This is a genomic window from Flavobacterium sp. ENC (assembly GCF_020991415.1).
Lineage (GTDB): Bacteria > Bacteroidota > Bacteroidia > Flavobacteriales > Flavobacteriaceae > Flavobacterium.
This window is the reverse complement of record NZ_JAJMOY010000011.1, coordinates 65,612-89,410: the sequence shown is the minus strand read 5'-3', so window position 1 is coordinate 89,410 and position 23,799 is coordinate 65,612. Positions and strand designations below refer to the sequence as shown.

Below are 23,799 nucleotides of genomic sequence, written 5' to 3'. Positions count from 1 at the left end.
AAACGGGTTGAAACAACTTTATTCCTGCTTTATAGCTTTTAAAGGATTGTTTTTATTGATCTTCCAGGACTGCGCTCCAATGATGATAAACGCTATGGAAATCACAATGAGTGTTGCAAGGCCGAAAAACAGGAAATTAATTCCAATTCTGGTGGAATATCCCTGAAGCCATTGCTCTAATCCCCACCAGGACAGCACCCATGCAATAGCACTTGCAAATAATATAAGCTTCAGAAAGTCTTTGATAAGCAGCATGAGGAGACTAAAAACTGACGCTCCAAATACTTTTCGTATCGCGATTTCTTTTGCTTTTTGAAAACTTGTAAACAGCGTTAATCCAAAAAGGCCAAGGCAGGTTATAAATATGGCCAATCCGGCAAAAACCGTAAATATCTGGCCAAATTGCTGATCTACTTTATATTGTTTATTAAAAAACTCATCTAAGAAGAAGTATTCGAAAGGGCTGGCAGGAAAGTTATCCTTGAATGATTTTTCTATTCGGCTGATAGAAGCTGGCATGTTCTGAGAAGAAACTTTGACAGCGTAATATTCGATGCTGGAACCGTCTTCTAACCTGAATACAATAGGAGTAAGTGTTTCTTTTAATGATTTTTGATTAAAGTTTTTTATGACACCAATAATTTCGTATTCAAACTCCACCCCTGAGCCATTGCTGTCCGTTAAGAACTCTCCCACAGCTTTTTCCGCACTCTCAAAACCGAATGCATTTACGGCTGCTTCATTTATTAAAATTGGCGTATTTCCTGTTGGAACCTGATTTACGGAAATCATATCCCGTGTAAATTTTTTCCCCGCAACCATGCCTATTTCAAATTGATCCACAAATTCAGGGCCTATAGAAAAAGTGGCGTACATATTATTTTTGTTGACCGCATTTTTTCGTTTGTAAGGCCTTGTCCAGTTGAGATCAATTCCAGGTATAGAGGACGCAGATGTTACGCTTTCAATTTCAGGATATTCTTCTAAACTTGCCCTGAAGGCCTGCATTTTCTGATAGAAGTTACGTCCTCCCATTTGCGATTCAAAATTATTGGAGGGAGCCGGTACAATAATAGTTCTTTCTAAATTGATGCCTATATCTTTTTTACGCATATATTCCAGCTGATTATAAATGGTAAATGTTCCGATGATCAGGGAAATTGAAATTACAAATTGAAAGAGAACCAGACATTTTCGCATAAAAATTCCGGAACCTCCAATGGGAAGTTTTCCTTTAAGAATCTGTACGGGATTGTAAGAAGATAACAGATAAGCCGGATATAAACTGGATAGAAAACTTCCTAATACGAGTATGGTAACCAGTGGCAGCCATATTTTAAAATCTGTCCAGAAAAAAGAAGTTACTTTTATTCCGGTCAGCCCTTCAAATCCGCCTCTGAAAAGCAATACCAAAATGATCGCTATGATAATTCCGACAAAACTCAGGATTAATGATTCTAAAAAAAACTGCATAATAAGTGCTCCTTTCTGAGAACCAAATGTTCTTCGAAGCCCTACTTCTTTTGCTCTGTCCATAGACTTTATAGTAGACAGATTGATGTAATTTACGTAAGCAATAACTAAAATCAGGGAGGCAATCAATAACATGAACCAAACAAATTTACCATTTCCGTTCACAGAAATTTCTTTCGTAAGATCAGAATATAAGTGTATACTTTCAATGGGCTGAAAGGCCAGTTGAATATTAGTGGTCCCGTCAGAATGATCACCCAGGTATTTATTGATATAGCCACTTAATTTTGAATTTGAATTTTCGATGTTTGTGTCCGGAAGAAATTTCACGTACGCATATTCATCAATAAAATGCCAGGAACCAAGTGTATCGGCAGTTGTTACCAGACAGGTAAATTGCAGGTGTGAATTTGCAGGAACATCTTCGAGTATGGCACGAACAACCAATTCTAAATTGGTTCCCTGGTTAAAGTTCACAATTCGCATTGTTTTACCAATAGGGTCTTCTTTACCAAATAATTTTTTGGCTAAACTTTTAGTCAAAAAGATAGAATTCGGCAACTTTAAGGCTTTTTTTCCTCCTCTTAAAATTTTAAAGTTAAAGACATCCAGAAAGTTTTCATCTACAAAGTAGACTTCGTTTTCTTTGTAAGATTTGATATCTCCGTAAGTTCCGTCTACAGAAACAATACAATCTTGTTTTCCTATACTGGTAGCGGCTGTAATTTCAGGAAAATAGCGTTTAATCGTAGATCCGATAGCCGAGAAATTCATCGCTGAATTCTCCACTAACATATTATTTTCAAAACGACTTTGGGTGACACGATAAATTAAATCTGAATCTTTGTGAAATTTATCAAAATCAGATTCAAAAAAAACATATTGCACTATAAATAAACAACTTGCAATCCCAATGCCTATACCAGTAATATTGATTATAGTAAAGTATTTATTTTTCAATAAAGTTCTCCAGGCAAGTTTTAGATAGTTTTTAAGCATTTTTGAGATCTTTTAAAATGAGTAAATCATAAGGGTTATTGTATAAATAGAGGACACGTAAAATCTGCTGCTTTATTAAAAAACAGAGGGATATTCAATTTTAATTAAAAAATAGGGAATGCTTATTCAGCGTAGAAGAGCAAACTGGTTCTACAGTTCGCAGTGTCCTAACCTGCCAGGTAACCGGAAGGGATTGTTGCGATTATATTTTTCTTTAAGGAATCAATTCTTACAATAATCTTATTGCTGTTGCTGATATTTAAAACCTGACACTCTAATCCGCTCAGCGGACCATACGAGATTGTCTTAAGATCTCCAACTTTAAAATTTTCAGCATTTGTTTCCACCTCAGTAAGGTCATTGCTTTGTAACAAAAGCTCAATGTTTTTTATTTCTGTGTCACTTACCTTGGCATATTCCATTCCAAAACGAATATACATGCAGGCTCCATTAACGGAAAGGGTTCTGTGAAAATCCATTGAGGAATTGATCTTTACAAAAACATAAGACGGAAAAAGCAATTTATGGATCATTTTCCTTCTGTCTGTTCGGGTACTCTGAACCTGAACTGTTGGCGAAAAAGCCTTTATTTCTAAATTATTAAGCCCTTCAGATACTTTTCTTTCATGATGGCTTTTAACATACAAAACATACCAACCATTTTGAATTGATTTCATAAATAATACTAAGAATAGGGGTTTTTAAATAGCTACGCTGTTCTCTGTTACGAGAATACTAATCTAAATACTGGTTTGGAAAAATTGAAAAACGCATTAGATTTACTGCTAAAATAGCAGTAGCATTCATATAAAAATTACGGACTTTTAGAAGAAAAACTACGGACTGTGACACGGAAATCATAAAACACTGATAACAAAACAACTAACCACTGTATTTATCCTAAAAGTGGCATCCTGAATCACATAAAAAAGACAATGACACCCTCTTAAACCAAAACAGGAAGAAAGAATTCTTTTAATTTTTAAGGGACTTAAGTACTATTTTTTTTAACTCCGCAATTCTAATAATAGAAAACATCGGATAAAAGGCTGAAACTTTATTTACGGACAGTAGAACCAGTAATAACAACAGAGGTTTATTTTTATAAAGGATTTGAAATTCCCTGTAAAAGTCAAAATCTGATCTATAATAATGATGCTGTCTGAAAAATTTCAGGCAATTGAAAAGGAAACAAGTTGTACTATATCCAATCCTGAGAAAAGATTACCTAAGATAAAATATGATTTCAATTTTTGTTCCTGTTCCAATTTTTGATACAATATGAAAATGCCCTTTTAGTAAGTTTGCCCTTTCTCTCATATTAGCTAAGCCAATACCGTTTTTTGTACCTGCGACATCGAATCCTTCTCCATCATCGGTAATACAGAGTTTTAAACGGTTGTTGCTTTTTCTCTGAATTATGATATCACAATTTTTCGCATTTGCATATTTATTGATATTTAAAATAGCTTCCTGAATGATCCGGTATAAATTTATTTTGTAGATGTTCTGAATCTTGGACCATTCCAGTTTTTCATCATTTCGATATTTGAAACGTGTTGTACTGATTTCTTTTTGATTTTGTATTAGGGCCAGCAACAATACATTAAAATCATTACTGTCAAAAAAAGAACCCCGGCTTAAATCATGTGATATTGTCCGGATCTCATTTTCAATATTTTGCAGTTCAGAAATATATTCTTTCCTTTTTTCGATTATTGCGGTCTCTGTTTTGGCATTAAAAAAACCTAAGTTCATGCGGACACCGTAAATCTTATTCATGATACCATCATGCAGTTCTTTCGCAATTTTGGCTTTCTCGTTATCTCTTGCAACATTAATATTTTCATGCTGATCCGTTAATAACAAATAGATCTCCTCATTCGCTTTCTGCTGTATTTTCAAAAATTTAAGCTCTTTGTTTTTATACTTAAAATACCTCAAAACAAAAATGATCACCAATAACAGAATTAGTACAAACGAAATAATTAAAATATTAAAATTTTTATTGGTCAGAATTTTATTTTCATCCTCTATTCTTGATGTTTCATATTCAATTCTCGCGTATTTTTCATGGGCGTTCTTCTGAACAATATTAATACTATCGCTTAATTTGATATATTCATTGGAATAATAAAGGCTTTGCTTTTTATCTAAACCGGAAAGAAGTTTTAAGGAAGTCAGTATTTCATTACTGTTCTTAAGACGAATAGCCAGCTGATTGGCTTCTTTGAGAATTTTAATTGCTTTGAGGGTATCTTTTTGTGTTAAAAAATATTCGCCAATATGAATTTTTTTGTACAAAACATCTAATTCGTCTCCGCTTTTTTCTACTATTTCCAATGAATTGGAAAGCATTGAATAAACATTGTAATATTGTTTATTCTTCATTTTAGAATACGCCAGATTACTTAGGACATTGGCATATAATAGGGGTGATTTTTCCTTAAACTCTTTTGAAAGCAGCGCTTGTAATTTTTTAATGGACTTTGAATATTCCCCTTTCAGATCATATAAATTACAGATATTAATTATGGATGTTATGTTATAATTATTGATCTCCTCTTTATCAATATTGGTGAATTTCATTTTTTCCAGACTGTTAAGGGCAAGTTGATGATACCATAATGCCTTATCATAATTATCCAGCTTCTCTAAACAATTCCCCATTAATGTATTACAGGAATAAATTAAACGCAGATCTTTAGATTCTTTTAAATACTTCAGAGCTTTAGAAATTTCGACTTCACATTCTATATAATTACCATCGTAAAATAAAACATAAGCCTTATTAAACAGCATCTTAGACATATTATCATAATCGGATAACTGATAATACAACTTTTCTGCCTGTACATAATAAAAGTAGGCACTGTCCTTTTTTATATTTCCATAACTATCACCTACATAAAAAAGAGCTTTTGCAATACCTTCCTTATCATTTACTTCTTTGGATAATTTGAGTGCAACTAAGCTGGTATTTAAAGATTTTTTGAGGTTATTATTATAATAGTATTCTGTAGATATCTTAAAATACAAATTTCTAATTATGGAATCATTTTTCTGAAGTTTTAATAAAGTAACTATTGAATCTAAATATTGCTCTTTCTTTTTGCCTTCTAAATGATTATGATCAAAAAAAATTGCTTTATTGATTTCAGAATCGGTTTGTACCGTTTTTTTACATGAAAAAAACAGGATTGTAATAAATAAAAAAAATATTCTAAAGGATGTTACCAAAGTTGAAGTGTTATTTGTACCTCTCAAATATAGTATTTTGAAATAAAAAGACTATAAAATTTACGAATAAATAATATAGTCTTTTAGTAGAAATAAAGGTTAATTAATCCTTTCTGGGTGGCTTTGGATTACTTGGATCGCCTTCTGCGGTGCTGTTTGCATCTAAAATAATCGCAGTGGAGTCAATAGCTTTCACGTTTATATCTTTATGCAAATAATTTTTTACATCTTTTTCAGAAGTAATTTTTAAGGTTTTAGTTTCGGTCTGTTCATCAATATCATCTGTTGAACAGGAGAAAATAGAAAAAGAAAGTAAAATAAATGAAGCAATACATAATCTAGTTTTCATAATAATTTGATTTAATATCATTTATACAAAAAAAAGACTACAATTGGATTTAATTTTACGGTATATCCGTAAACTTAAAGTTACATTATCAGGGTTTTATGAAAAGAGAACTAAATCAATCTTTTTATAAATTGCAAAATTTTAATTACAAGTGTAAAAGCAAAATTTATTGTTTTACTATAATAATGTTATTCAGAGTTACCATTAGAATCATTAATTATTTTGAAAAAATTTTCAAAATAATTCTAACAACTGTGTCCAAAAAAAAAGCTCCAGGACCGATTAACTGCTTAACAGTTAACCAATCCTAGAGCGCTATTATAAAGAATAACGGGAGCGGCGTGTAAGTTTAATTAAAATACAGACTCGTCCCGTTATCAGTAACTATAGTAAATCAAAACGATCAAGGTTCATTACTTTTGTCCATGCTTTAACAAAATCAGAAACAAATTTTGCTTCCGAATCGGCGCTCGCATACACTTCAGCTATGGCTCTAAGTTCTGAATTCGATCCAAATACCAGGTCGGCACGTGTACCTGTCCATTTTACTTCACCAGTTGTGCGATCATGACCGGCATATTCTTCTTTATCTTCTGAAACTGCTTTCCAGGCGATTCCCATGTCTAACAGATTTACAAAAAAGTCATTTGATAATATTTGTGGGCGATTGGTAAAAATACCCTTTGCTGATCCGTCAAAATTAGCATGTAAAGCACGCATACCTCCGACAAGTACCGTTAGTTCCGGTGCTGTTAGAGTTAACAATTGCGCTTTATCAATTAGAAGGGCCTCTGTCGCAACTGAATATTTAGTCTTTTTATAATTTCTAAAACCGTCTGCTACAGGCTCCAGAAATGAAAAAGATTCCACATCAGTTTGTTCCTGTAAGGCATCTGTACGACCTGGTGTAAAAGGAACCGTGATTTCGTTTCCGCCTTCTTTGGCAGCTTTCTCAATTCCAACCCCACCTGCCAGAACAATTAAATCAGCAAGGGAAACTTTTTTGTTATCGGATTGTGTTGTATTGAATTCTCTCTGGATACCTTCCAGTACCACTAAAACCTTTTGCAGCTGAGCCGGGTTATTTACGGTCCAGTCTTTTTGAGGAGCCAGTCTGATGCGGGCTCCATTTGCACCACCACGTTTATCAGACCCTCTGAATGTAGAAGCCGAGGCCCAGGCTGTAGAAACAAGCTCGGCAACCGTTAATCCTGAATTCAGGATTCTGGATTTCAGTTCTCTGATATCTCCATCATCTACTAGTGTATGGTTCAATGCCGGAATTGGATCCTGCCAAAGCAATTCCTCTGCCGGAACATCAGGACCCAGATATAAGGCACGGGGTCCCATATCACGATGTGTTAATTTAAACCATGCTCTGGCAAATGCATCAGCAAACTGATCGGGATTTTCCAGAAAACGACGCGATATTTTCTCATATTCAGGATCCAGTCGCAAAGAAAGATCGGTAGTCAGCATTGTAGGCAGGTGTTTTTTTGAAGAATCAAAAGCATCCGGGATAATGGCCTCTGCATTTTTGGCTACCCATTGGTGTGCGCCTGCCGGGCTTTTGGAAAGTTCCCATTCAAAACCGAAAAGGTTTTCAAAGAAATTATTGCTCCACTGCGTTGGTGTTGTAGTCCAGGTTACTTCCAGACCGCTGGTAATGGCATCTTTACCTTTACCGGAACCAAATTTATTATGCCATCCAAGGCCTTGCTGTTCCATCTCTCCTCCTTCGGGCTCTACTCCTACGTTGTCAGACGGAGCTGCACCGTGCGTTTTACCAAAAGTGTGCCCTCCTGCAATTAGTGCCACAGTCTCTTCATCATTCATGGCCATACGGCCAAAAGTATCACGAATATCTTTTGCTGCCGCTATAGGATCCGGGTTTCCGTCCGGTCCTTCGGGATTCACATAAATTAATCCCATCTGAACCGCAGCCAGAGGTTTTTCGAGGTCGCGGGTATGGATATCGCCATCTGTATTGTCATCTGAAGAAACTACAGCGTGTTTCGCTACTCCTTCAGAACCATGTGCGTATCGCTCATCACCGCCAAGCCACACTTTTTCTGATCCCCAGTAGATATCCTGTTCCGGTTCCCAAACATCTTCACGTCCTCCGGCAAAACCAAATGTTTTGAACCCCATTGACTCGAGTGCTACATTTCCGGTAAGTATCATTAAATCGGCCCATGAAATTTTTCTTCCATACTTTTGTTTAATTGGCCATAACAGTCTTCTTGCTTTATCTAAACTTACGTTGTCAGGCCAACTGTTAAGTGGTGCAAAACGCTGTTGTCCGGCACCTGCTCCTCCGCGTCCGTCTCCTACACGGTACGTTCCTGCACTGTGCCATGCCATACGGATAAAAAGACCTCCATAGTGACCAAAATCAGCCGGCCACCAATCCTGTGAATCCGTCATTAGTGCATGCAGGTCTTTTTTAAGAGCCTCCAGGTCCAGTGTCTTAAAAGACTCTGCATAGTTAAAGTCTTCCTCCATCGGGTTGGACAAAGAAGAATGCTGGCGAAGTACGCTTACTTTTAATTGATTCGGCCACCAGTCCTGATTTTTTGTACCGGCATTTACCGCAGTAGCCTGCTTTGTGCTTCCGTTATGGAATGGGCATTTACCGATGTCGTTTGAATTGTTTTCCATTTTTTTTAAATGAGTTTATTGTTAATAATCAAATTTTATAAACCATGCATGTAATTAAAATCAGATTAACGGTGTCCATAAAGACACCAGAAAATATAAAGTCTTTCATTTATTAGTCTGTCCGACAAAAAATAAAAGAGTTATAAAAGTATTAAAAGTACGACAATTACCTTTTAAAGTAAAACTGATATTCTCTATTAACAAATAGCTAAAACTTATCACATTTCTATAACAATCGAAAAATCTTATATCAATTTATCCGTAATTGCTTCATCTGTACTATTTAAAAAGTGAAAGTCGTCATTTACCATTTCAGCAAACCACCAACAAAAAAGAGCTGAAATAGGGCTATTTCAACTCTCTTTATAGTAGTTTTATTTAAATAATTAACGTTTTTTTTAAACGTAAGTCTTATTATTTCCATTTGGTCCAGTTCGAATCGGGCCTTTTAAAGGGTTCTGATAAAAATTTACTGGCAATTTCGTTAAACAGGACCGGATTTGACGCCGGTGCAAAATGGGTTTCTCCAGGCATTATATTCAATTGTGCTTTTGGGATATTTTCATAGATTTCTAGACTGTGTTTGTTTTTAATGATGTCTTCATCGCCCGCCATAATTAAAACTTTTGCTTTTATCTTTGCTAAATCCGTAACCGGAATATCAGGCTGGTCTCCTAAAAGGCCCAGCATCTGCTTTTCAACGTTCCAGTTTTGGGTAGCATCTTTTTCCTTAATTTTTAAAAGAACTTCTTTTTTGTGTTTGCTAACTTCTTTAACGGCCCAGTCCTTCACAGCTGTTGAATCCGGTCTTAAATTGGCACCCATCGCGACAATTTTCTTTATTTTTGTTTTACCGGAAATACCCATTTCCAATCCGACAATTCCACCATCACTCCATCCGATAATACTGATCGAATCTAATTTAAGGTGATTCACTAAACCTTCCCAGTCTTTTGTGATTTGCACATAAGTCAGTGAATCTGTTTTCATCTCTGATTTTCCCTGTCCCCTGCTATCCGCAATAATGACCCTGTATTTCGATTTAAAATAATCAATCTGGTTTCCCATGGAATTAATGCTTCCCCCATTTCCGTGAATCAGCAATAAAGGCTCTCCATTTCCATATTCCTCGTAGTAGATTTTAGCACCATTTATTTCCGCATATTTTCCAACCGCTTTATTTTCACCATAGGGTGTATTAAATTTAAAATTCATTTTAACCTGAGCATTTATGATGCTGCAAAATGAAATCACCATAAATAGGACTACTAATTGAAATCTTTTTTTCATAAAGAATAGTTTTGTTCGTTAATATTCATGACTGCGCGAGGCCGAAGCCATAAATTAGTGTATTTTCTGATGAAACGAATATAGGAAATAAAATAATGATTCCAATAAAATACAAGCTGCCCCAAGGTTATTTTTCGACAATACCTATTATTCTTTCCTTACTTTCTTTAGGACTTTTTTACCTATAACATAAAAAGCGATCAGGATTAAAAAGTGAATGAGATACGATTTAGGTTCGCTATTTCCATTCACTACAGAAAAAACGCGATTCCATCTTACTTTATTAATTCCACTTCCATCCTTATTCCAGCTAAACCAGATAAATACCGGTTTACCGACTACGTGATCAAAGGGCACATATCCCCAGAATCTTGCATCTAAAGAGTTTTGGCGGTTGTCACCCATCATCCAGTAGTAATCCTGTTTAAAAGTGTAAGCAGAGCTTACTTTTCCATTGATGAGAATTTTATCTCCTTTAATTTGCAGCGTATTATTTTCGTATTCCTGTATAATTCTTTTATAGAAAGGAAGCGTCTTTATATCTAATTTGACCGTCACTCCTTTTTTAGGAATATAAACAGGACCAAAATTATCGATGTTCCAGCCCAGTGAGGGAATATGAGGAAACACCTGCCCGTCTGTTCCCTTTGGTGCTATGTATTTCTTTACACTTTTTACGGTTGGGTTATTCGCCAGTAAAGCAGCTTCTTTATCTGTTAATGTCAAAAAATATTGCCCTTTGTCTGTGAGCGCAAAATCTCCATTTTCATATTTTAAGCCTTCTCTCGCCCCATATCGGTTTACAAGGGCATCCTGAGAAATTGTTTCTCCTTTTGTGTCCACAAAGAAATTAAACTGTGGTTTCGCACTTTCCGGCAACTGGCTTACTTTTCCGTTAATGTAAATATCCCCATCCCTGATTTCAAGAGAATCTCCCGGTATCCCTACACATCGTTTTACTAAATTTGTTTTTTTATCAATAGGTTTATAGTAATTTCTGTCCGGATTAAAATTATCCATATCGCGCAAAGTGTCTGCAGGCTGGTTAAATACTATAATTTCATTACGTTCAATTTTTTCTATGGCAGGGAACCTAAAATACGGTAACTGAAACTTGTTTAATAATGAGGTTTCTTTTTTAGTCACATCATCACTAAACAAATACGATTTCACACCTAAAAAAGGAATTGAATCATGCACCATTGGCAATGCAACGGTAGTCATGGGTGTTCTGGGACCAAAATTAATTTTACTTACAAATAAAAAATCCCCGATTAATAATGTTTTTTCTAATGAAGAAGAGGGAATTGTAAACGGCTGTATCACATATGTATGAACCAATGTGGCTACAATAATTGCAAATAAAAGAGAACTTACCGTGTCACCCGTTTTTGTCGGGGACTTCAGGTCCCTATTCTCAATGTAAGTCAGTTTTTCGGAGGTATAGTTTAAAAAAGTGATGTAAAAACCCAATGTTAATACAACCAGAAGGGTATCCAATGTGGAATTCTTTCCAAAACTTCTAATTGTTTCTACCCAGACTACCGGAATCATGATGAGATTGATAATAGGTACAAAAAGTAAAATACACCACCAACGGGGACGATTGATGATTTTCATGAGAATTACCAAATTATAGACCGGTATAAATGCTTCGACCGCTTTTCTGCCTGCCTTTCTATAAAGTTTCCAGGTTGAGAGTCCATGAACAATTTGCATGATTAAAATAAAAATGAGCCATTCTGATACATTCATCTTTTTCCTTTTTTAGTTATAAAAATTTGAGTTCGAAGTGAGCCTTCTTAAAATGTAATTCCTGTACTACCCGTTCACTTCCCTCTATAGGTAGTTTTTTATTCATTATGTTACAGGAACAGTCCTATAAAATGTACTCCTACGTACACAAACAAGAATCAGGCAGGAGTTTAGTATAACTCTCCTGATCGAAAAAATATACTATTGAGCCCTACCAGTAAAAAACTTCAGCACCTAAGAACCTTAGTCCCTCAGCACCTTCAGAAAAAAAGCATTACGATTTTGTAAGATTTAACTTTTTAAGTGTAAGCAGAGAAATGCAGTGTTAACTAATTTTATTTAAAAATATAAAAAATATAAAATGATACAAGTAATACCTGATACCCCAAATAATATAGCGGCCTTTCGTGCCACCGGAGAAGTTACCAAAGAACACTTTCAAAATGTTGTAATTCCCGAAGTAAATCGTGTGATCCAACAGATTAACCATCTTAATTTCCTGTTGGTCCTGGATACTGAATTAGAAAATTTCACCACAGGAGCCTGGGTTCAGGATGCGATGCTTGGGCTGAAAAACATTGGAAAATGGAACAGGGCGGCCATCGTTACGGATTCTGATACGATAATTTCGTTTACCAACGGATTCAGTTATCTGATTCCGGGTGAATTTAAAGGTTTTAAAAAAGAAGAATATGATGAGGCCCTGATCTGGGTTTCTGAAGAGACACTTTAATACAATTATACCAATGGCACCAAAGAATGATGAACAGATGATGAAGGAGTATCAGTCAAATGAAAGAACTTTATTGGCCTGGATACGAACTGGTATTGGTATAATGGTTTTTGGTTTCGTCGCGGTCAAGTTTTCTTTATTTATAAAACAACTACCCGAAAAATTCCTGCCTGATACTACTTTACCGGGCAGCAATTTGAGTATTTATCTCGGAATTGGACTTCTTATTGCAGGTGCACTGACCATCATACTGTCGTATTTCCGATACATGCATACTATAAAACTTTTGCAGCAGGGCAGTTATCAATATTCTACCCGACTGCTGACTTTTATTACCATGACGCTGTCTTTTATGAGCATTGCCTTAATTGGGTATCTGATCGCTGCGTCTTACGATTAAATAAATTTTAAAATTAATTATTATGAGAGCGATATGGACAGGTGCAATTAGTTTTGGATTAATTAATATCCCCGTGAAATTATTTTCCGCTGTACAGGAAAGTACCTTAGATATGGATATGCTGGATAAAAATGATCATTCCAATATTAAATTCAAAAGAGTGAATGAAAGTACCGGAAAAGAAGTTGCGTACGGCAATATCGTAAAAGGCTACAAAATAGAGGACAAATATGTAATTCTCGACGATGAAGATTTTGAAGCTGCCGATGCTGAAAAAACAAAAACCATCGATATTCTCAGCTTTACACACGAAAAAGAAATTGACAGCCTTTATTACGAGCAGCCGTATTATCTCGAACCGGACAAAGGGGCCATGAAAGCGTATGCTTTATTGCGTGATGCCCTGGAGTCTTCCGGTAAGGTTGGCGTCACCAGTTTCGTTATGCGAAATAAGGAAGGTCTGGCGATCTTAAAACCATATAAAAATGTGATCGTTCTAAACCGGATCCGTTTTCAGCAGGAAATCAGGGATACTTCTGAACTTAAACTTCCGGCTGTATCCAAAACAAAAGTCAAAGAAATGGATATGGCGAATAAACTGGTCGAACAGCTTACCGAAAAATTTGACATTACCAGTTATAAAGATGAGTACACCGCTAAACTGCTTAAAATTATTAAGGATAAAGCCAAAGGAAAAAAACAGGCTCCTCCAAAACTAAAAGTTGTTCATAAACAAAATGACGATTTAATGGAAATGCTTAAAGCAAGTCTCCAAAACAAAAAGAAGAAAAGTTCCTAGGCCTGGGAACTTTTCTTAATTATTGCTTTGATATCGGCACCTTTTCCCAAAACGGGTTTCCATAAATCGCCTTTCTTCTCAAATCGTTTTAATACATTTTTGATTGTAAATTGTGAAGGGGATAACTTTTCATTTACCTCACTCCATTCCAGCGGTGTAGAAACGGTCGCACCTGGTTTTGGCCGCACGGAATAGGGCGCTGCAAGGGTCTGTCCTTTTCGGTTTTGCAGGTAATCGATATATATTTTGTGATCCCTTTTTTTGATGGAACGTTCTAAGCTTGTTGTTTCCGGCAATCTCGTATGAACTTCATGAGCAATAAGTTCAGCAAATAATTTTACGGAATCATAATCATATTTTGCTCCCAGCGGAATATATACGTGAAGTCCCGAAGCACCGGAAGTTTTACAGTAACATTCCGATTCAAATTCATCCATGACTTCTTTTACCATTAGTGCCACTTTTACAACTTCTTTAAAGTCGTCCTTTTCGGGATCAATATCAATCACCACCCAATCCGGATTATCAATATGTTTGGTAGTTGAATTCCACGGATTAATGTCGATGCAGCCCAGATTGGCCATATACAATAAGGTTGCTTTGTCATTGCAGATCAGATAATCGATATCGGAATTGGTAGATTCAGAAAAAATCTTTTTGGTTTTAAGCCAGGACGGAATTTTATCATCATCAACATCTTTCTGATAGAAACCGGATTGTTCGATTCCGTTAGGAAAACGGTACATCGATTCCGGGCGGTCTTTCAGGTAGGGCAGCATTAAATCGGCAACTTCATTGTAATACGCAACAATATCGCCTTTGGTTATTCCGTCATTTGGAAAATAAATTTTATTCTGATTGGTTAAATGCAGGGTAGTTTTCCCAACTTTCAAATCAAAATTTTTCTCCTTATGCTCTTCTGCTATATTGGTCTTTTCCATTTTTTCGTTCTTTTTAATGATAGTGTCTTTCTTCTTTCCGGTAAAAACAACTTCTTTAAGTGATTTATCGACTCTCAGTCCAAGATATACGGGCTGACGAAGATTGTTGTCCTGCGTCCATTCCGAAAATTTAACCTGACAGATAAATTTGGGTTTGATCCATTGTATCGTATCACGAAGCGGTACTTTTTCTTCCAGCGGAGATTGATCTGTAAAATACGGTTCAAATTTAGAATGTAATTCTTTCAGGACTTCCTGCGAAAAACCGGTTCCGCATTTACCGATAAACTTCAGTTTACCTTCTTCATACTGCCCTAATAACAAGGCACCAAAATGGGTACGTGAATTTTTGGGCTCGGTGATCCCAATTATAATCGCCTCTTCCTGTTGCGATAGTTTTATTTTAAGCCACTCTCCCGTTCTTTTTCCAATCGTATATAAACTGTTTGCTTTTTTAGCGATTATGCCTTCGCTTTGTTTTTTTGCCGCAACTTCGAGAAATTCAATTCCCTTTTCCCCGATATGTTCCGAATAAATGATATTCGAAAATTTAGATTTAGAGACCAGCATTTTCAGCAATACTTTTCGTTCCAGTAACGTTAAATTAGTCGTATCATTTCCATCCAGATTTAGAATATCAAAAACATAAAATTTTAATTTCCCTTTTCCTGTTTTTAGATAATTTTGCAGTAATTGGAAATCGGAGCGACCTGATTCATCTTCCACCACCACTTCACCATCCAGAATGGCTTCATGGTTTATTTTTTTTAATTCATCGGTTACAGGCTGAAAATTTTTAGTGAATGAAATCTGATTTCTGCTGAAAAGCTGTACATCCTCTTCCTTAATCACTGCAACTGTGCGGTAACCATCGAATTTATTTTCGAAAATCCAGTCCGGATCATCAAAAGGTTTTTCTGTCAGGCCAGCGAGCATTGGCTTTTTAAATCCTATAACTGATTTCTTAGTGTTTTTTTTTTCAGCCGCTGCGTGTGGCTTTACAGCTGCTTTTTTGGAAACTGTTTTTTCTTTGGCTGCTTTTTTTTCTAACGTATCCAGACTACGTTTGGAAATAACCGACTTGTCTTTTTTGAGAACATCTTCTGTTGTGGCATATTTATCTTCTTTTTTAATAAGCAGCCAGGCATTTTCCTGTTTGCCTTTTAATTTGACCAGAGAAAAATTTCCCTTCAGCTTTTTTCCTTTTAAGGTAAAACTCAAATGTCCTTTTTTAAGATCTGCCAGCAGTTTTTTTTCGGCTGTGCCTTTATAATCCTCGTCAGCTGGCAGGTACGTTCCGTTATCCCAGACAATTACATTTCCGGCACCGTAATTTCCTTCCGGAATAGCACCTTCAAAATCCTTATAACTGTACGGATGATCTTCTACCATCATCGCAAGGCGTTTGATTTCAGGGTCTAAAGAAGGCCCTTTTGGAACCGCCCAGCTTTTCAGCACACCATCCATTTCCAATCGAAAATCGTAATGCAAATGGGAAGCAGCGTGCTTTTGAATCACAAAAATCAATTGATTTTCAGATCGTCCCACCTGCCCTTTCGGCTCAGCAGTATCGTTAAAATTTCTCTTTTGATTGTATTTTAGAAGTGACATAGCTTTTTATTCATTAATTAAACTTCCATTGCATAACAATAAGCGTCTTTGTTATTCTCCTGTTTCACTGTGCGGTGCATCTACAGGTTTGGATTGCGAAGAGCCTTTTTGTCTCAGAAAAATGGACAACACAATGATGGCAAATACGGAAAGAAATTCACTTTGCCAGTTCTGGAACGATTCAAACCAAAAGCGGGATTCGCCCAGATAAGCTGAAAGTGAAACTTCCGGTTTTCCCTTTAAAAGGTTCATTGTATTTTCATCTTTTAAACTTCCGTACAAGTGAAGGACAAAAGAGGCAATAAACAATACAAACAAACTCAGTGTCAGAGAGGATTGGTAGAGTTTTAGCCAGATTCCGCCTTTTTTTACGGGCCAGGGTGCATCTTTGCGTTTTGGGGATGGCTCACGGTCGACTTCTTCTTTTCCCTCACATTTTTTGGATTCGGAGGATCCTTTTTGTCTTAGAAAAATAGTAAACCACACAAACAAACCCATTTGTAAAAATTCGCTTTCCCAATTCTCAAAAGTAGATTCAATAAAGTGTCCGCTGCTCAGGTACTCGTACATCGTGACTGCATGACCTCCGTTTTCTGTCAGCTCTTTGTTGTATTCGTCAATACCAAAAAGAGTCTGTCCGAGGAAAGCTCCTATGAATAATAGTATAAAAACCAGGGACAGACTATTTTGGTAAATGATTTTTTTCATGATAAAATGTAGAAATGAAATACTATTGTTTTATACTAATTTTTCTCTTTCCCAAAAACGATGTTTCCCCATCATTTTAATGAAAGTACCGGCGAAATTTTTCTCACCCTTTTTCTCACTTGTAAGCACTCCCTCATCTGCGTTATGATCCTTTACTTTTGCATTCGTAATCGAAAGGATATCTGTCCCCTCACCTTCAGCGGCAATGAATTTGCAATGTTTGAAAGAATCATTAATAAACTCAGGAACTTCCGGAATATCCATTAACGTCAGGATACCTTCCCCTGCAGGAACAAAGACTGCGTCAAACAACACGGAAGCCGCGATCTGATAACTCTGATCTACTACAATAGTATCACCTTCCTCAGCAGTTATGGTTCCCAAATGAGGAGCCACAATTTTGGCTTGTGCCCCTGCCGCTTCAAGGGCAGTTTTCATGGCATTTACTGACGCTGCGCTAACACCATCGGCACATAAAAAGGCAACTTGTCTCGTTGCAATTGTATTGGAAAGTGTTTTGTTTTTAAGCATACTCAGGGCATCAGAACTTTCTAAAGACTGTTTTACCGTAGTAGGTTCCTGATTGTCATTGGCATCGGCACCTACACCGTGATTAATTGGTTTTTCTAAAGTCGAAGGAACTGTAGATCCCAATCCTTTTGCTACTTTTTCTGCAAGTGTTTTGTCCACTTTAGACAGAAGTCCAAGTGTTCTTTCTCGTATGGCAGTAGTCTCAACTTTACCCAATTCAAAACGAAGTGCTTTGATAATATGATTTTGTTCAACAGGCGTCTGACTGTTGTAAAAAAGTGTAGCCTGGCTAAAATGATCTGCAAAACTGGTACTTCTCTCTCGTACTTTCTGCGCATCGATTCTTTCATTGAAACTCACAAACCCACCTTCATCGATTTTTGCCTGAAAAGGACATCCACCTCCAAGTGAATTCGGATGATAAGCCACACGCCCCGTATTTACTTCCTGACGCATATGTCCGTCACGCTGGTTATTGTGCATTGGAGCTACTGTTCTGTTGATGGGGATTTCATGAAAATTAGGGCTTCCTAATCTTGATAATTGCGTATCGGTATAAGAGAATAATCTTCCTTGTAATAAGGGATCATTTGTAAAATCAATTCCGGGTACCACATGTCCGGGGTGAAAAGCCACCTGCTCTGTTTCGGCAAAGAAATTATCCGGATTTTTATCCAGAACCATTCTTCCGATAATTGTCACCGGAACCAGTTCTTCCGGAACCAATTTGGTTGGATCCAGTAAATCGAACTCAAAATTATGTTCGTCGGCTTCCGGGATTATCTGAACGCCCAGTTCCCATTCCGGAAAATTACCGGTCTCTATTGCTTCCCATAAATCCTGTCTGTGAAAATCAGAATTCTTTCCTGAAATTTTTTGTGCTTCATCCCACACCACAGCATGGGTTCCTAATTTTGGTTTCCAGTGAAATTTTACAAAATGTGATTCGTTATTGCTGTTTATAAAACGGAATGTGTGAACTCCAAAACCTTCCATCATTCTTAAACTTCTCGGAATAGCACGATCACTCATGGCCCACATAATCATGTGCATCGATTCCGGCATCAGGGAAATAAAATCCCAAAAGGTATCGTGCGCAGAAGCTGCCTGTGGCATTTCGTTGTGTGGTTCCGGTTTTACAGCATGTATCAGGTCCGGAAATTTCATCGCATCCTGAATAAAAAATACAGGCATATTATTTCCTACCAAATCATAGTTTCCCTGTTGTGTATAAAATTTAACCGAAAATCCACGTACATCACGTGCTAAATCGGTCGAACCACGCGAACCTGCAACGGTAGAGAATCGCACAAAAACAGGTGTTTTGATACTGGTGTCATTCAAAAATTCTGCTTTAGTGTATTGCTCCAGTGATTTGTACAATTCGAAATAACCATGAGCCGCAGAACCTCTGGCATGAACAATTCTTTCCGGAATACGCTCGTGATCAAAATGGGTGATTTTTTCACGAAGAATAAAATCCTCCAGTAAGGAAGGTCCTCTTTCGCCTGCTTTTAGACTGTTATTATTATCATTTATTTTAACTCCCTGATTGGTTGTTAAAAACTGATCGCTCGCATCTGATTTATTTAAATTTAAATCCTGTTGTTTTGCGTCTGATCCGGTCGGATTTGTTTTGTCGGTTTTTTTCATCTTTTTAGCTTTAGAAAATTAGATAATTTAAGCTATCAAATTTAAAAAGAGCCAAAGCGGAAGCACTTACATAATTACAAGTGAATCTTATAATATTAGAAGCAACCAATTTATTCGTTAACAGCTATTTATACTACAGTAATCTAATCATATCTTTTTTTATCCTATAACAATACCCTACAAAAACTCTTTTTATGCAAAAATTTAAAACGGAGCCTGCTTCTTTTTCAAAATCCGTCATTTTATATTTTATTCTTTTCTTATAAGTTGTATTGCCTTTTAAAATCTCTTCTCCTTGTATAGGCTGCATTTTACGAAATTAACAATATAGAACACTGATAATTATATAATTACAAATTATAATTCTATAAAATAAAGAAAATCATAAATTCTAATTTTGGAATTGTAATCATTTAAAATTAAAAATCATGAACACAACAAATGTAAATGACGGAAAAAAAATGGCAGATAAAAAAACAGCAGGCAAAAGCAGTACTGATAAAAATTCAGGAAAAGATGCCGGTAAAGCTGTGAAAAAAAGCCCTGCTAAAAAGTAAATTAATAAACACTTTTAAACAATTAATTATGGAAGAAAACAAAAACCGTAATTATGATCGGGATGATCGTAATTACAACGAGGAATCAAATCAGACCAACCAGAGAAATGAGGGACAATCTGAAAAAATGGATACAAATCCAAACCGTTATGATGAAAATGACAGGGATATAAATTCTCCGGACAGTGATCAGGAAAACAGGAGAACCGGTCAAAACCGTGAAGATGATATGAATCAGAATGATGAAAATTATGATGACGAAAATCGAAGAAACCCTCTGAGAAAAGACAGAGACCTATAAAAAAGGTAAGCCCACAGCTTTTATTCATACAGGTTGTGGGCTTATTTATTTTTTAATGCTTTAAAACTTTTTAAGACAGTCTTCCTTTATTCAAAATAAGACCAGTTCCCTTCATAATACCCTCATAATTAAAATAGTATAAAAATTTGCAAAAGTTATGTAAAGTAATTACGTCAGTAAAATTGCAAATTTGTAAAAGATACATTTAATGTTTTTTGAAATAGCAATTAATCACTTTAAATAAATAAAATGAACATCAATATAAATAACTGGACGGAAATTAATCAGGTCAGCCGCAACGATGAATACGAAGCGGATTACACAGACGATCAGAATAACTCTAATACGGGTTATAATGAAGATTTACTGAAATACGAATTGACCCAGGCCGAAAAAGAAAAAGAATACCGTTTTGAGAATGATTATGATTCTGATCAGAATCCTGATTTTGAAATAAACGACAACGAAAAATATGCTACCGATTAGTATATAAATTAAATAAAATTGAACATTAACCTTAAAAATAAACATCATGGAATCAGGTAAATTAGTATGCACATTGCTTACAGGAGTTGCAATAGGAGCAGCAATAGGAGTTTTATTTGCTCCGGAAAAAGGAGAAGATCTAAGAAACAAATTAGCAGATCTTAAATCGGATTATCTAAACAACTTAAAAGATAAAATAACCGATTTTACAGGAGATCTTACAGGCAAAAACACACCTAACACCGGTGCTGCCAATCAGCCTGTATAATAAAAATAACGCCTTACGAAAAATCCATTGTAACTGAAATTTTCATTACAATGGATTTTTCTTTTATACAGATTTTCAAATGAAATCTTGTAAAATCAACAAAAGATCCTGTAAGGCTATCCTGTTGATTTATAGGTAATTTTAAAATTGAAAATAAAAAATAATAATTTCAAAAAATAAAATCATGGAAACAAGAACAAACAGTCCTGCAAAATTTTTAAAGGAACATACTCCCAATTTAAAAAATAATGTTTCAACATTTGAAAGAATCATTATGGTAACCAGCGGCGCCTATCTGTTATACAATGGCCTCGCCAAAAAAGAGAAAAACATCACAAAAAGTACGCTCGGCGGATCCATGCTCCTAAGAGGAATCAGCGGATATTGTCCTGTCTACGATGCCGTGGATCATCTGAAAAATGACAAAGCTTATAATGTGAATATCAGAGTAAGCAGTGTGATTAATAAACCGGTGAGCGAAGTATATGCATTCTGGAGAAACCTGGAAAACCTTCCTAAATTTATGAACCACCTGGAATCTGTAAAAGCCATCAACGCTACCACTTCGGAATGGGTTGCCAAAGGTCCGGCCGGAATCGGTAAACTGACCTGGAAAGCAGAAATCATAAAAGATGAAAAAGAAAGACTTTTGAGCTGGCATTCTTTAGCAGATGCGTCTGTTGAAAATGTAGGAAAAGTGGTTTTTAAACAAAAAGGAAAAGCAACAGAACTTGATATCACCATTTCATATCGTGCGCCTCTGGGAATTGCAGGTGAAAGCGCCGCCAAATTGCTAAACCCGTTTTTTGAGAAAATAGTAAATGATGATGTTCAGAACCTAAAAACCTATCTGGAATCCGGTCATAACTAAAAATTAGTTTTTAAGAACTAAAAAAGCCGGCAGTGAGAAATCATTGCTGGCTTTTTTCTATTTACTAATTCAAAATGGTAACGTTTATTAAGGCGTTACAGTTTTTGTGGTATCAACAGTTGTAGTATCTACCGGCGTTTGTGTACTGTCAATAGTGGTCGCTGCAGAATCTGTTTCATACGTAGTATTTTCGTCAACCGGGGTTGTATCTTTAGTTTTACAGGAGAACGAAAGCCCTGCAATTACAACAACGATTGCAATTTTTGATTTCAATGACGTTTTCATAATATGGGTTTTTAATTAATACTAATTTATGTATCAAATTTAGAATCTTCACAGCCGATTTTGTTATATGATTCTGCTATTTTTTTATATAATACTTTATTAATCAAATAATTAATCCGGAAGCTCATCAATTCCCACCGGTTCAGTCCTTGGCTGTGCATTCATATGATGCCTGTACCTGCTTGACGTTTCATAGGCTAATTTTCGAACCCTCATGATATTCCCCAACGGACGGTGTTCCGGCAGACAGTGAAACGGATTGAAACTCAAAACATCATCGGCATACACCCTGCGTTCGGGACTAAACGTATTTTGAGGCAAAATAGTCAGTTTAGCAATGGGCTGATAGGGACTTTGTTCTTCCGGCCATTGTACTGAACCATCCTCAACAGGCATAGTTTCCAGATTTGTGCAAAGTTGTGCACACATTTCATATTCTGCTGTATCGGACTTAAAAAAATCCGAAATCAGTTTGGTTAAAAAAGCATTTTCATCTGCTTCGATTTCTTCTTTATCTATTTTTTTGCCCGATACTTCTTTTACATTTTCTGAAAGCGGTTTTACATTGATTTTGGCCACATAATCGCCGTACCGAATCGCTGCCATACTAAAATACGTATCACCTAAAATATGAGGCCCCGGTGCGCTCAGCGTATTTGTGTCGTCTGCAAGTCCCACGGCAGCCAGTACATTTTGTACCCCAACCGCAACCTGCTGTTCTATTTTTTGAAACAGTTCGCCACTTTCTGCCTGTTTTTCGAGTCCTTCCTGCAACTTCAGGTATTCTTTTATGGTACCGGTTGGGATGACAGGATAATTTACCAACAGAAAATCCTGGGTCAGTGCATTGGCAAGGTCCGGCAGTAATTTTTCTCCTTCTACTCCGATAATTTTTATGGCCATTCCCCTAAATGCGGACATCTTATCCGGTACAATAGCGCCTTGTGCCGTAGAATAGCGAATGATAACCGGATAGGTTTTGGGCTCGCGGAACAATCCCTGTGCTAAATGCTCCGGAAGATTATCGTATATTTTCAATTCCCCTTTCAGGATTCCGTGACTTTTGGCATGTGCATCGCGAATGGCATGACGGTATTTTTCATACATCAGCCGGTTTATCCTTGCCATGGAGTCTACAATTTTCTGATTGATTTCGTCTTCGTCCGGTTGTTTCACCTCTATATTTTCACTGTAACGTATATAATTTGCTGACGCTTCCATAATTTATTATTGTTTTTTAATTGGTTCTAAGTTATTTACTGTTGACAATCACAATTTCATCCCGCGCAATTGCATAAATAAGATCGCCCTGTTCCGGTCTCATGATATGTTTACCTGTAAATTCTCCGAAAGCAGGTAAAATCATCTGATTTTCTTTCTGGAAAAAGCAGGGAAGTTTTAAAGACTGGCCGCCTAAACCCCGCAGGGTAACTCCGGGATGAATATGTCCTGAAAAGTTAAACCAGCCTTTGTTTTCCTTTGGATGGTGTGTTAGTAAAAAGCCATCAATTTCAAGGAATTGCAACACGTCTATGTGAATATCGGTATAATGTTTTTTATTAATAATATCGTGATTTCCGGCAATAAGGGTAATTTCACTGACACAGCAGGAAACCCATTCTTCAAATAAATCCCACTCCTGATTTTTGGAGCTGTGGAATAAATCGCCCAGAAAAATCACTTTTTCGGGACTGAAAAATGCGACTACCGCTGTCAGCCTGTTGAAGTTTTCTGCAATCGCATTGTTAGGGATGGCAACACCGTGTTTCCTGAAATGTGATACTTTACCCAGATGTACATCAGAAATCAGGAGCCATTTTTTGTCTTCCCAAAATAAAGCGCCACTTGGATGTAAAACGAATGTCTGATCTTGTATTGTTATTTTCAT

At 36.3% G+C, this 23,799-nt stretch carries 22 protein-coding genes; 8 read left to right on the top strand and 14 right to left on the bottom strand.

Going from position 1 to position 23,799, the window contains the following annotated elements; translation table 11 throughout:
- Positions 1 to 18: 18 nt before the first annotated feature.
- The 7 genes from LPB89_RS20205 to lepB all read right to left on the bottom strand — a co-directional run bounded on the left by LPB89_RS20205 (position 19) and on the right by lepB (position 11,767).
- A complete protein-coding gene (locus LPB89_RS20205; RefSeq protein WP_230703450.1) occupies positions 19 to 2,472 on the bottom strand; it encodes an ABC transporter permease in 2,454 nt (817 codons plus the stop codon).
- A gap of 167 nt (positions 2,473 to 2,639) precedes the next feature.
- Complete coding sequence (locus tag LPB89_RS20200) at positions 2,640 to 3,149, bottom strand: UpxY family transcription antiterminator (RefSeq protein WP_230703449.1); 510 nt, start codon at positions 3,147 to 3,149, stop codon at positions 2,640 to 2,642.
- Between the two features lie 547 nt (positions 3,150 to 3,696).
- On the bottom strand, positions 3,697 to 5,739 hold the full coding sequence (locus tag LPB89_RS20195) for an ATP-binding protein (protein ID WP_230703448.1): 2,043 nt from the start codon (positions 5,737 to 5,739) through the stop codon (positions 3,697 to 3,699).
- A 76-nt stretch (positions 5,740 to 5,815) separates the two neighbouring features.
- Positions 5,816 to 6,061: a hypothetical protein gene (locus LPB89_RS20190; RefSeq protein ID WP_230703447.1), complete on the bottom strand. Its 246-nt coding sequence runs from the start codon at positions 6,059 to 6,061 to the stop codon at positions 5,816 to 5,818.
- 384 nt (positions 6,062 to 6,445) lie between these two features.
- Positions 6,446 to 8,722 (bottom strand): catalase/peroxidase HPI, encoded by a 2,277-nt coding sequence (katG, locus tag LPB89_RS20185; protein ID WP_230703446.1) that lies wholly within the window; start codon positions 8,720 to 8,722, stop codon positions 6,446 to 6,448.
- A 414-nt stretch (positions 8,723 to 9,136) separates the two neighbouring features.
- The gene (locus LPB89_RS20180; RefSeq protein WP_230703445.1) at positions 9,137 to 10,012 is read right to left on the bottom strand and encodes an alpha/beta fold hydrolase; all 876 of its coding nucleotides are present in this window, start codon (positions 10,010 to 10,012) and stop codon (positions 9,137 to 9,139) included.
- 147 nt (positions 10,013 to 10,159) lie between these two features.
- A complete protein-coding gene (gene lepB, locus LPB89_RS20175; protein WP_230703444.1) occupies positions 10,160 to 11,767 on the bottom strand; it encodes a signal peptidase I in 1,608 nt (535 codons plus the stop codon).
- 361 nt (positions 11,768 to 12,128) lie between these two features.
- Between lepB and LPB89_RS20170 the strand changes: the two genes are divergently transcribed.
- The 3 genes from LPB89_RS20170 to LPB89_RS20160 are packed head-to-tail and all read left to right on the top strand — an operon-like array spanning position 12,129 to position 13,699.
- Complete coding sequence (locus tag LPB89_RS20170; protein ID WP_230703443.1) at positions 12,129 to 12,500, top strand: STAS/SEC14 domain-containing protein; 372 nt, start codon at positions 12,129 to 12,131, stop codon at positions 12,498 to 12,500.
- 13 nt (positions 12,501 to 12,513) lie between these two features.
- Positions 12,514 to 12,900, top strand: a complete 387-nt coding sequence (locus LPB89_RS20165; RefSeq protein ID WP_230703442.1) for a YidH family protein — start codon at positions 12,514 to 12,516, stop codon at positions 12,898 to 12,900.
- 22 nt (positions 12,901 to 12,922) lie between these two features.
- On the top strand, positions 12,923 to 13,699 hold the full coding sequence (locus LPB89_RS20160) for a Ku protein (protein WP_230703441.1): 777 nt from the start codon (positions 12,923 to 12,925) through the stop codon (positions 13,697 to 13,699).
- Here the strand turns inward: LPB89_RS20160 and ligD are convergent.
- The 4 genes from ligD to LPB89_RS20140 form a co-directional block, all read right to left on the bottom strand.
- The gene (gene ligD, locus LPB89_RS20155) at positions 13,696 to 16,251 is read right to left on the bottom strand and encodes a DNA ligase D (protein WP_230703440.1); all 2,556 of its coding nucleotides are present in this window, start codon (positions 16,249 to 16,251) and stop codon (positions 13,696 to 13,698) included. The genes LPB89_RS20160 and ligD overlap by 4 nt on opposite strands.
- Before the next feature lie 51 nt (positions 16,252 to 16,302).
- Entirely contained in the window at positions 16,303 to 16,959 is a 657-nt protein-coding gene (locus LPB89_RS20150; RefSeq protein WP_230703439.1) for a DUF6766 family protein, read from the bottom strand.
- Between the two features lie 30 nt (positions 16,960 to 16,989).
- A complete protein-coding gene (locus LPB89_RS20145; RefSeq protein ID WP_230703438.1) occupies positions 16,990 to 19,143 on the bottom strand; it encodes a catalase in 2,154 nt (717 codons plus the stop codon).
- A 133-nt stretch (positions 19,144 to 19,276) separates the two neighbouring features.
- Positions 19,277 to 19,453 (bottom strand): hypothetical protein, encoded by a 177-nt coding sequence (locus LPB89_RS20140; protein WP_230703437.1) that lies wholly within the window; start codon positions 19,451 to 19,453, stop codon positions 19,277 to 19,279.
- Between the two features lie 118 nt (positions 19,454 to 19,571).
- Between LPB89_RS20140 and LPB89_RS21990 the strand changes: the two genes are divergently transcribed.
- The 5 genes from LPB89_RS21990 (at position 19,572) to LPB89_RS20120 (ending at position 21,626) form a co-directional block, all read left to right on the top strand.
- The gene (locus tag LPB89_RS21990) at positions 19,572 to 19,700 is read left to right on the top strand and encodes a hypothetical protein (protein WP_255667786.1); all 129 of its coding nucleotides are present in this window, start codon (positions 19,572 to 19,574) and stop codon (positions 19,698 to 19,700) included.
- 28 nt (positions 19,701 to 19,728) lie between these two features.
- Complete coding sequence (locus LPB89_RS20135; RefSeq protein ID WP_230703436.1) at positions 19,729 to 20,001, top strand: hypothetical protein; 273 nt, start codon at positions 19,729 to 19,731, stop codon at positions 19,999 to 20,001.
- A 249-nt stretch (positions 20,002 to 20,250) separates the two neighbouring features.
- Complete coding sequence (locus tag LPB89_RS20130) at positions 20,251 to 20,487, top strand: hypothetical protein (RefSeq protein WP_230703435.1); 237 nt, start codon at positions 20,251 to 20,253, stop codon at positions 20,485 to 20,487.
- A gap of 46 nt (positions 20,488 to 20,533) precedes the next feature.
- Complete coding sequence (locus LPB89_RS20125) at positions 20,534 to 20,755, top strand: YtxH domain-containing protein (RefSeq protein WP_230703434.1); 222 nt, start codon at positions 20,534 to 20,536, stop codon at positions 20,753 to 20,755.
- A 184-nt stretch (positions 20,756 to 20,939) separates the two neighbouring features.
- Positions 20,940 to 21,626 carry an SRPBCC family protein gene (locus tag LPB89_RS20120; protein ID WP_230703433.1) on the top strand — a complete coding sequence of 229 codons (687 nt, stop codon included), beginning with the start codon at positions 20,940 to 20,942 and terminating at the stop codon, positions 21,624 to 21,626.
- 87 nt (positions 21,627 to 21,713) lie between these two features.
- Here LPB89_RS20120 and LPB89_RS20115 read toward each other — a convergent pair whose 3' ends face one another.
- The 3 genes from LPB89_RS20115 to pdeM all read right to left on the bottom strand — a co-directional run bounded on the left by LPB89_RS20115 (position 21,714) and on the right by pdeM (position 23,799).
- Positions 21,714 to 21,911 (bottom strand): hypothetical protein, encoded by a 198-nt coding sequence (locus LPB89_RS20115; protein WP_230703432.1) that lies wholly within the window; start codon positions 21,909 to 21,911, stop codon positions 21,714 to 21,716.
- A 111-nt stretch (positions 21,912 to 22,022) separates the two neighbouring features.
- The gene (locus LPB89_RS20110; RefSeq protein WP_230703431.1) at positions 22,023 to 23,132 is read right to left on the bottom strand and encodes a catalase family protein; all 1,110 of its coding nucleotides are present in this window, start codon (positions 23,130 to 23,132) and stop codon (positions 22,023 to 22,025) included.
- A 31-nt stretch (positions 23,133 to 23,163) separates the two neighbouring features.
- Positions 23,164 to 23,799: a ligase-associated DNA damage response endonuclease PdeM gene (gene pdeM, locus LPB89_RS20105; RefSeq protein ID WP_230703430.1), complete on the bottom strand. Its 636-nt coding sequence runs from the start codon at positions 23,797 to 23,799 to the stop codon at positions 23,164 to 23,166.

Bases quoted from the DNA above. Each gene is read 5' to 3' on its own strand.
- LPB89_RS20120 (WP_230703433.1), top strand. From the start codon at position 20,940: ATGGAAACAAGAACAAACAGTCCTGCAAAATTTTTAAAGGAACATACT.
- LPB89_RS20110 (WP_230703431.1), bottom strand. From the start codon at position 23,132: ATGGAAGCGTCAGCAAATTATATACGTTACAGTGAAAATATAGAGGTG.
- LPB89_RS20140 (WP_230703437.1), bottom strand. From the start codon at position 19,453: ATGCAGCCTATACAAGGAGAAGAGATTTTAAAAGGCAATACAACTTAT.
- LPB89_RS20165 (WP_230703442.1), top strand. From the start codon at position 12,514: ATGGCACCAAAGAATGATGAACAGATGATGAAGGAGTATCAGTCAAAT.
- LPB89_RS20190 (WP_230703447.1), bottom strand. From the start codon at position 6,061: ATGAAAACTAGATTATGTATTGCTTCATTTATTTTACTTTCTTTTTCT.
- LPB89_RS20130 (WP_230703435.1), top strand. From the start codon at position 20,251: ATGAACATCAATATAAATAACTGGACGGAAATTAATCAGGTCAGCCGC.
- LPB89_RS20115 (WP_230703432.1), bottom strand. From the start codon at position 21,911: ATGAAAACGTCATTGAAATCAAAAATTGCAATCGTTGTTGTAATTGCA.
- pdeM (WP_230703430.1), bottom strand. From the start codon at position 23,799: ATGAAAATAACAATACAAGATCAGACATTCGTTTTACATCCAAGTGGC.
- LPB89_RS20170 (WP_230703443.1), top strand. From the start codon at position 12,129: ATGATACAAGTAATACCTGATACCCCAAATAATATAGCGGCCTTTCGT.
- LPB89_RS20125 (WP_230703434.1), top strand. From the start codon at position 20,534: ATGGAATCAGGTAAATTAGTATGCACATTGCTTACAGGAGTTGCAATA.
- LPB89_RS20150 (WP_230703439.1), bottom strand. From the start codon at position 16,959: ATGAAAAAAATCATTTACCAAAATAGTCTGTCCCTGGTTTTTATACTA.
- LPB89_RS21990 (WP_255667786.1), top strand. From the start codon at position 19,572: ATGAACACAACAAATGTAAATGACGGAAAAAAAATGGCAGATAAAAAA.
- LPB89_RS20135 (WP_230703436.1), top strand. From the start codon at position 19,729: ATGGAAGAAAACAAAAACCGTAATTATGATCGGGATGATCGTAATTAC.
- katG (WP_230703446.1), bottom strand. From the start codon at position 8,722: ATGGAAAACAATTCAAACGACATCGGTAAATGCCCATTCCATAACGGA.
- LPB89_RS20205 (WP_230703450.1), bottom strand. From the start codon at position 2,472: ATGCTTAAAAACTATCTAAAACTTGCCTGGAGAACTTTATTGAAAAAT.
- LPB89_RS20180 (WP_230703445.1), bottom strand. From the start codon at position 10,012: ATGAAAAAAAGATTTCAATTAGTAGTCCTATTTATGGTGATTTCATTT.
- LPB89_RS20160 (WP_230703441.1), top strand. From the start codon at position 12,923: ATGAGAGCGATATGGACAGGTGCAATTAGTTTTGGATTAATTAATATC.
- LPB89_RS20145 (WP_230703438.1), bottom strand. From the start codon at position 19,143: ATGAAAAAAACCGACAAAACAAATCCGACCGGATCAGACGCAAAACAA.
- ligD (WP_230703440.1), bottom strand. From the start codon at position 16,251: ATGTCACTTCTAAAATACAATCAAAAGAGAAATTTTAACGATACTGCT.
- lepB (WP_230703444.1), bottom strand. From the start codon at position 11,767: ATGAATGTATCAGAATGGCTCATTTTTATTTTAATCATGCAAATTGTT.
- LPB89_RS20200 (WP_230703449.1), bottom strand. From the start codon at position 3,149: ATGAAATCAATTCAAAATGGTTGGTATGTTTTGTATGTTAAAAGCCAT.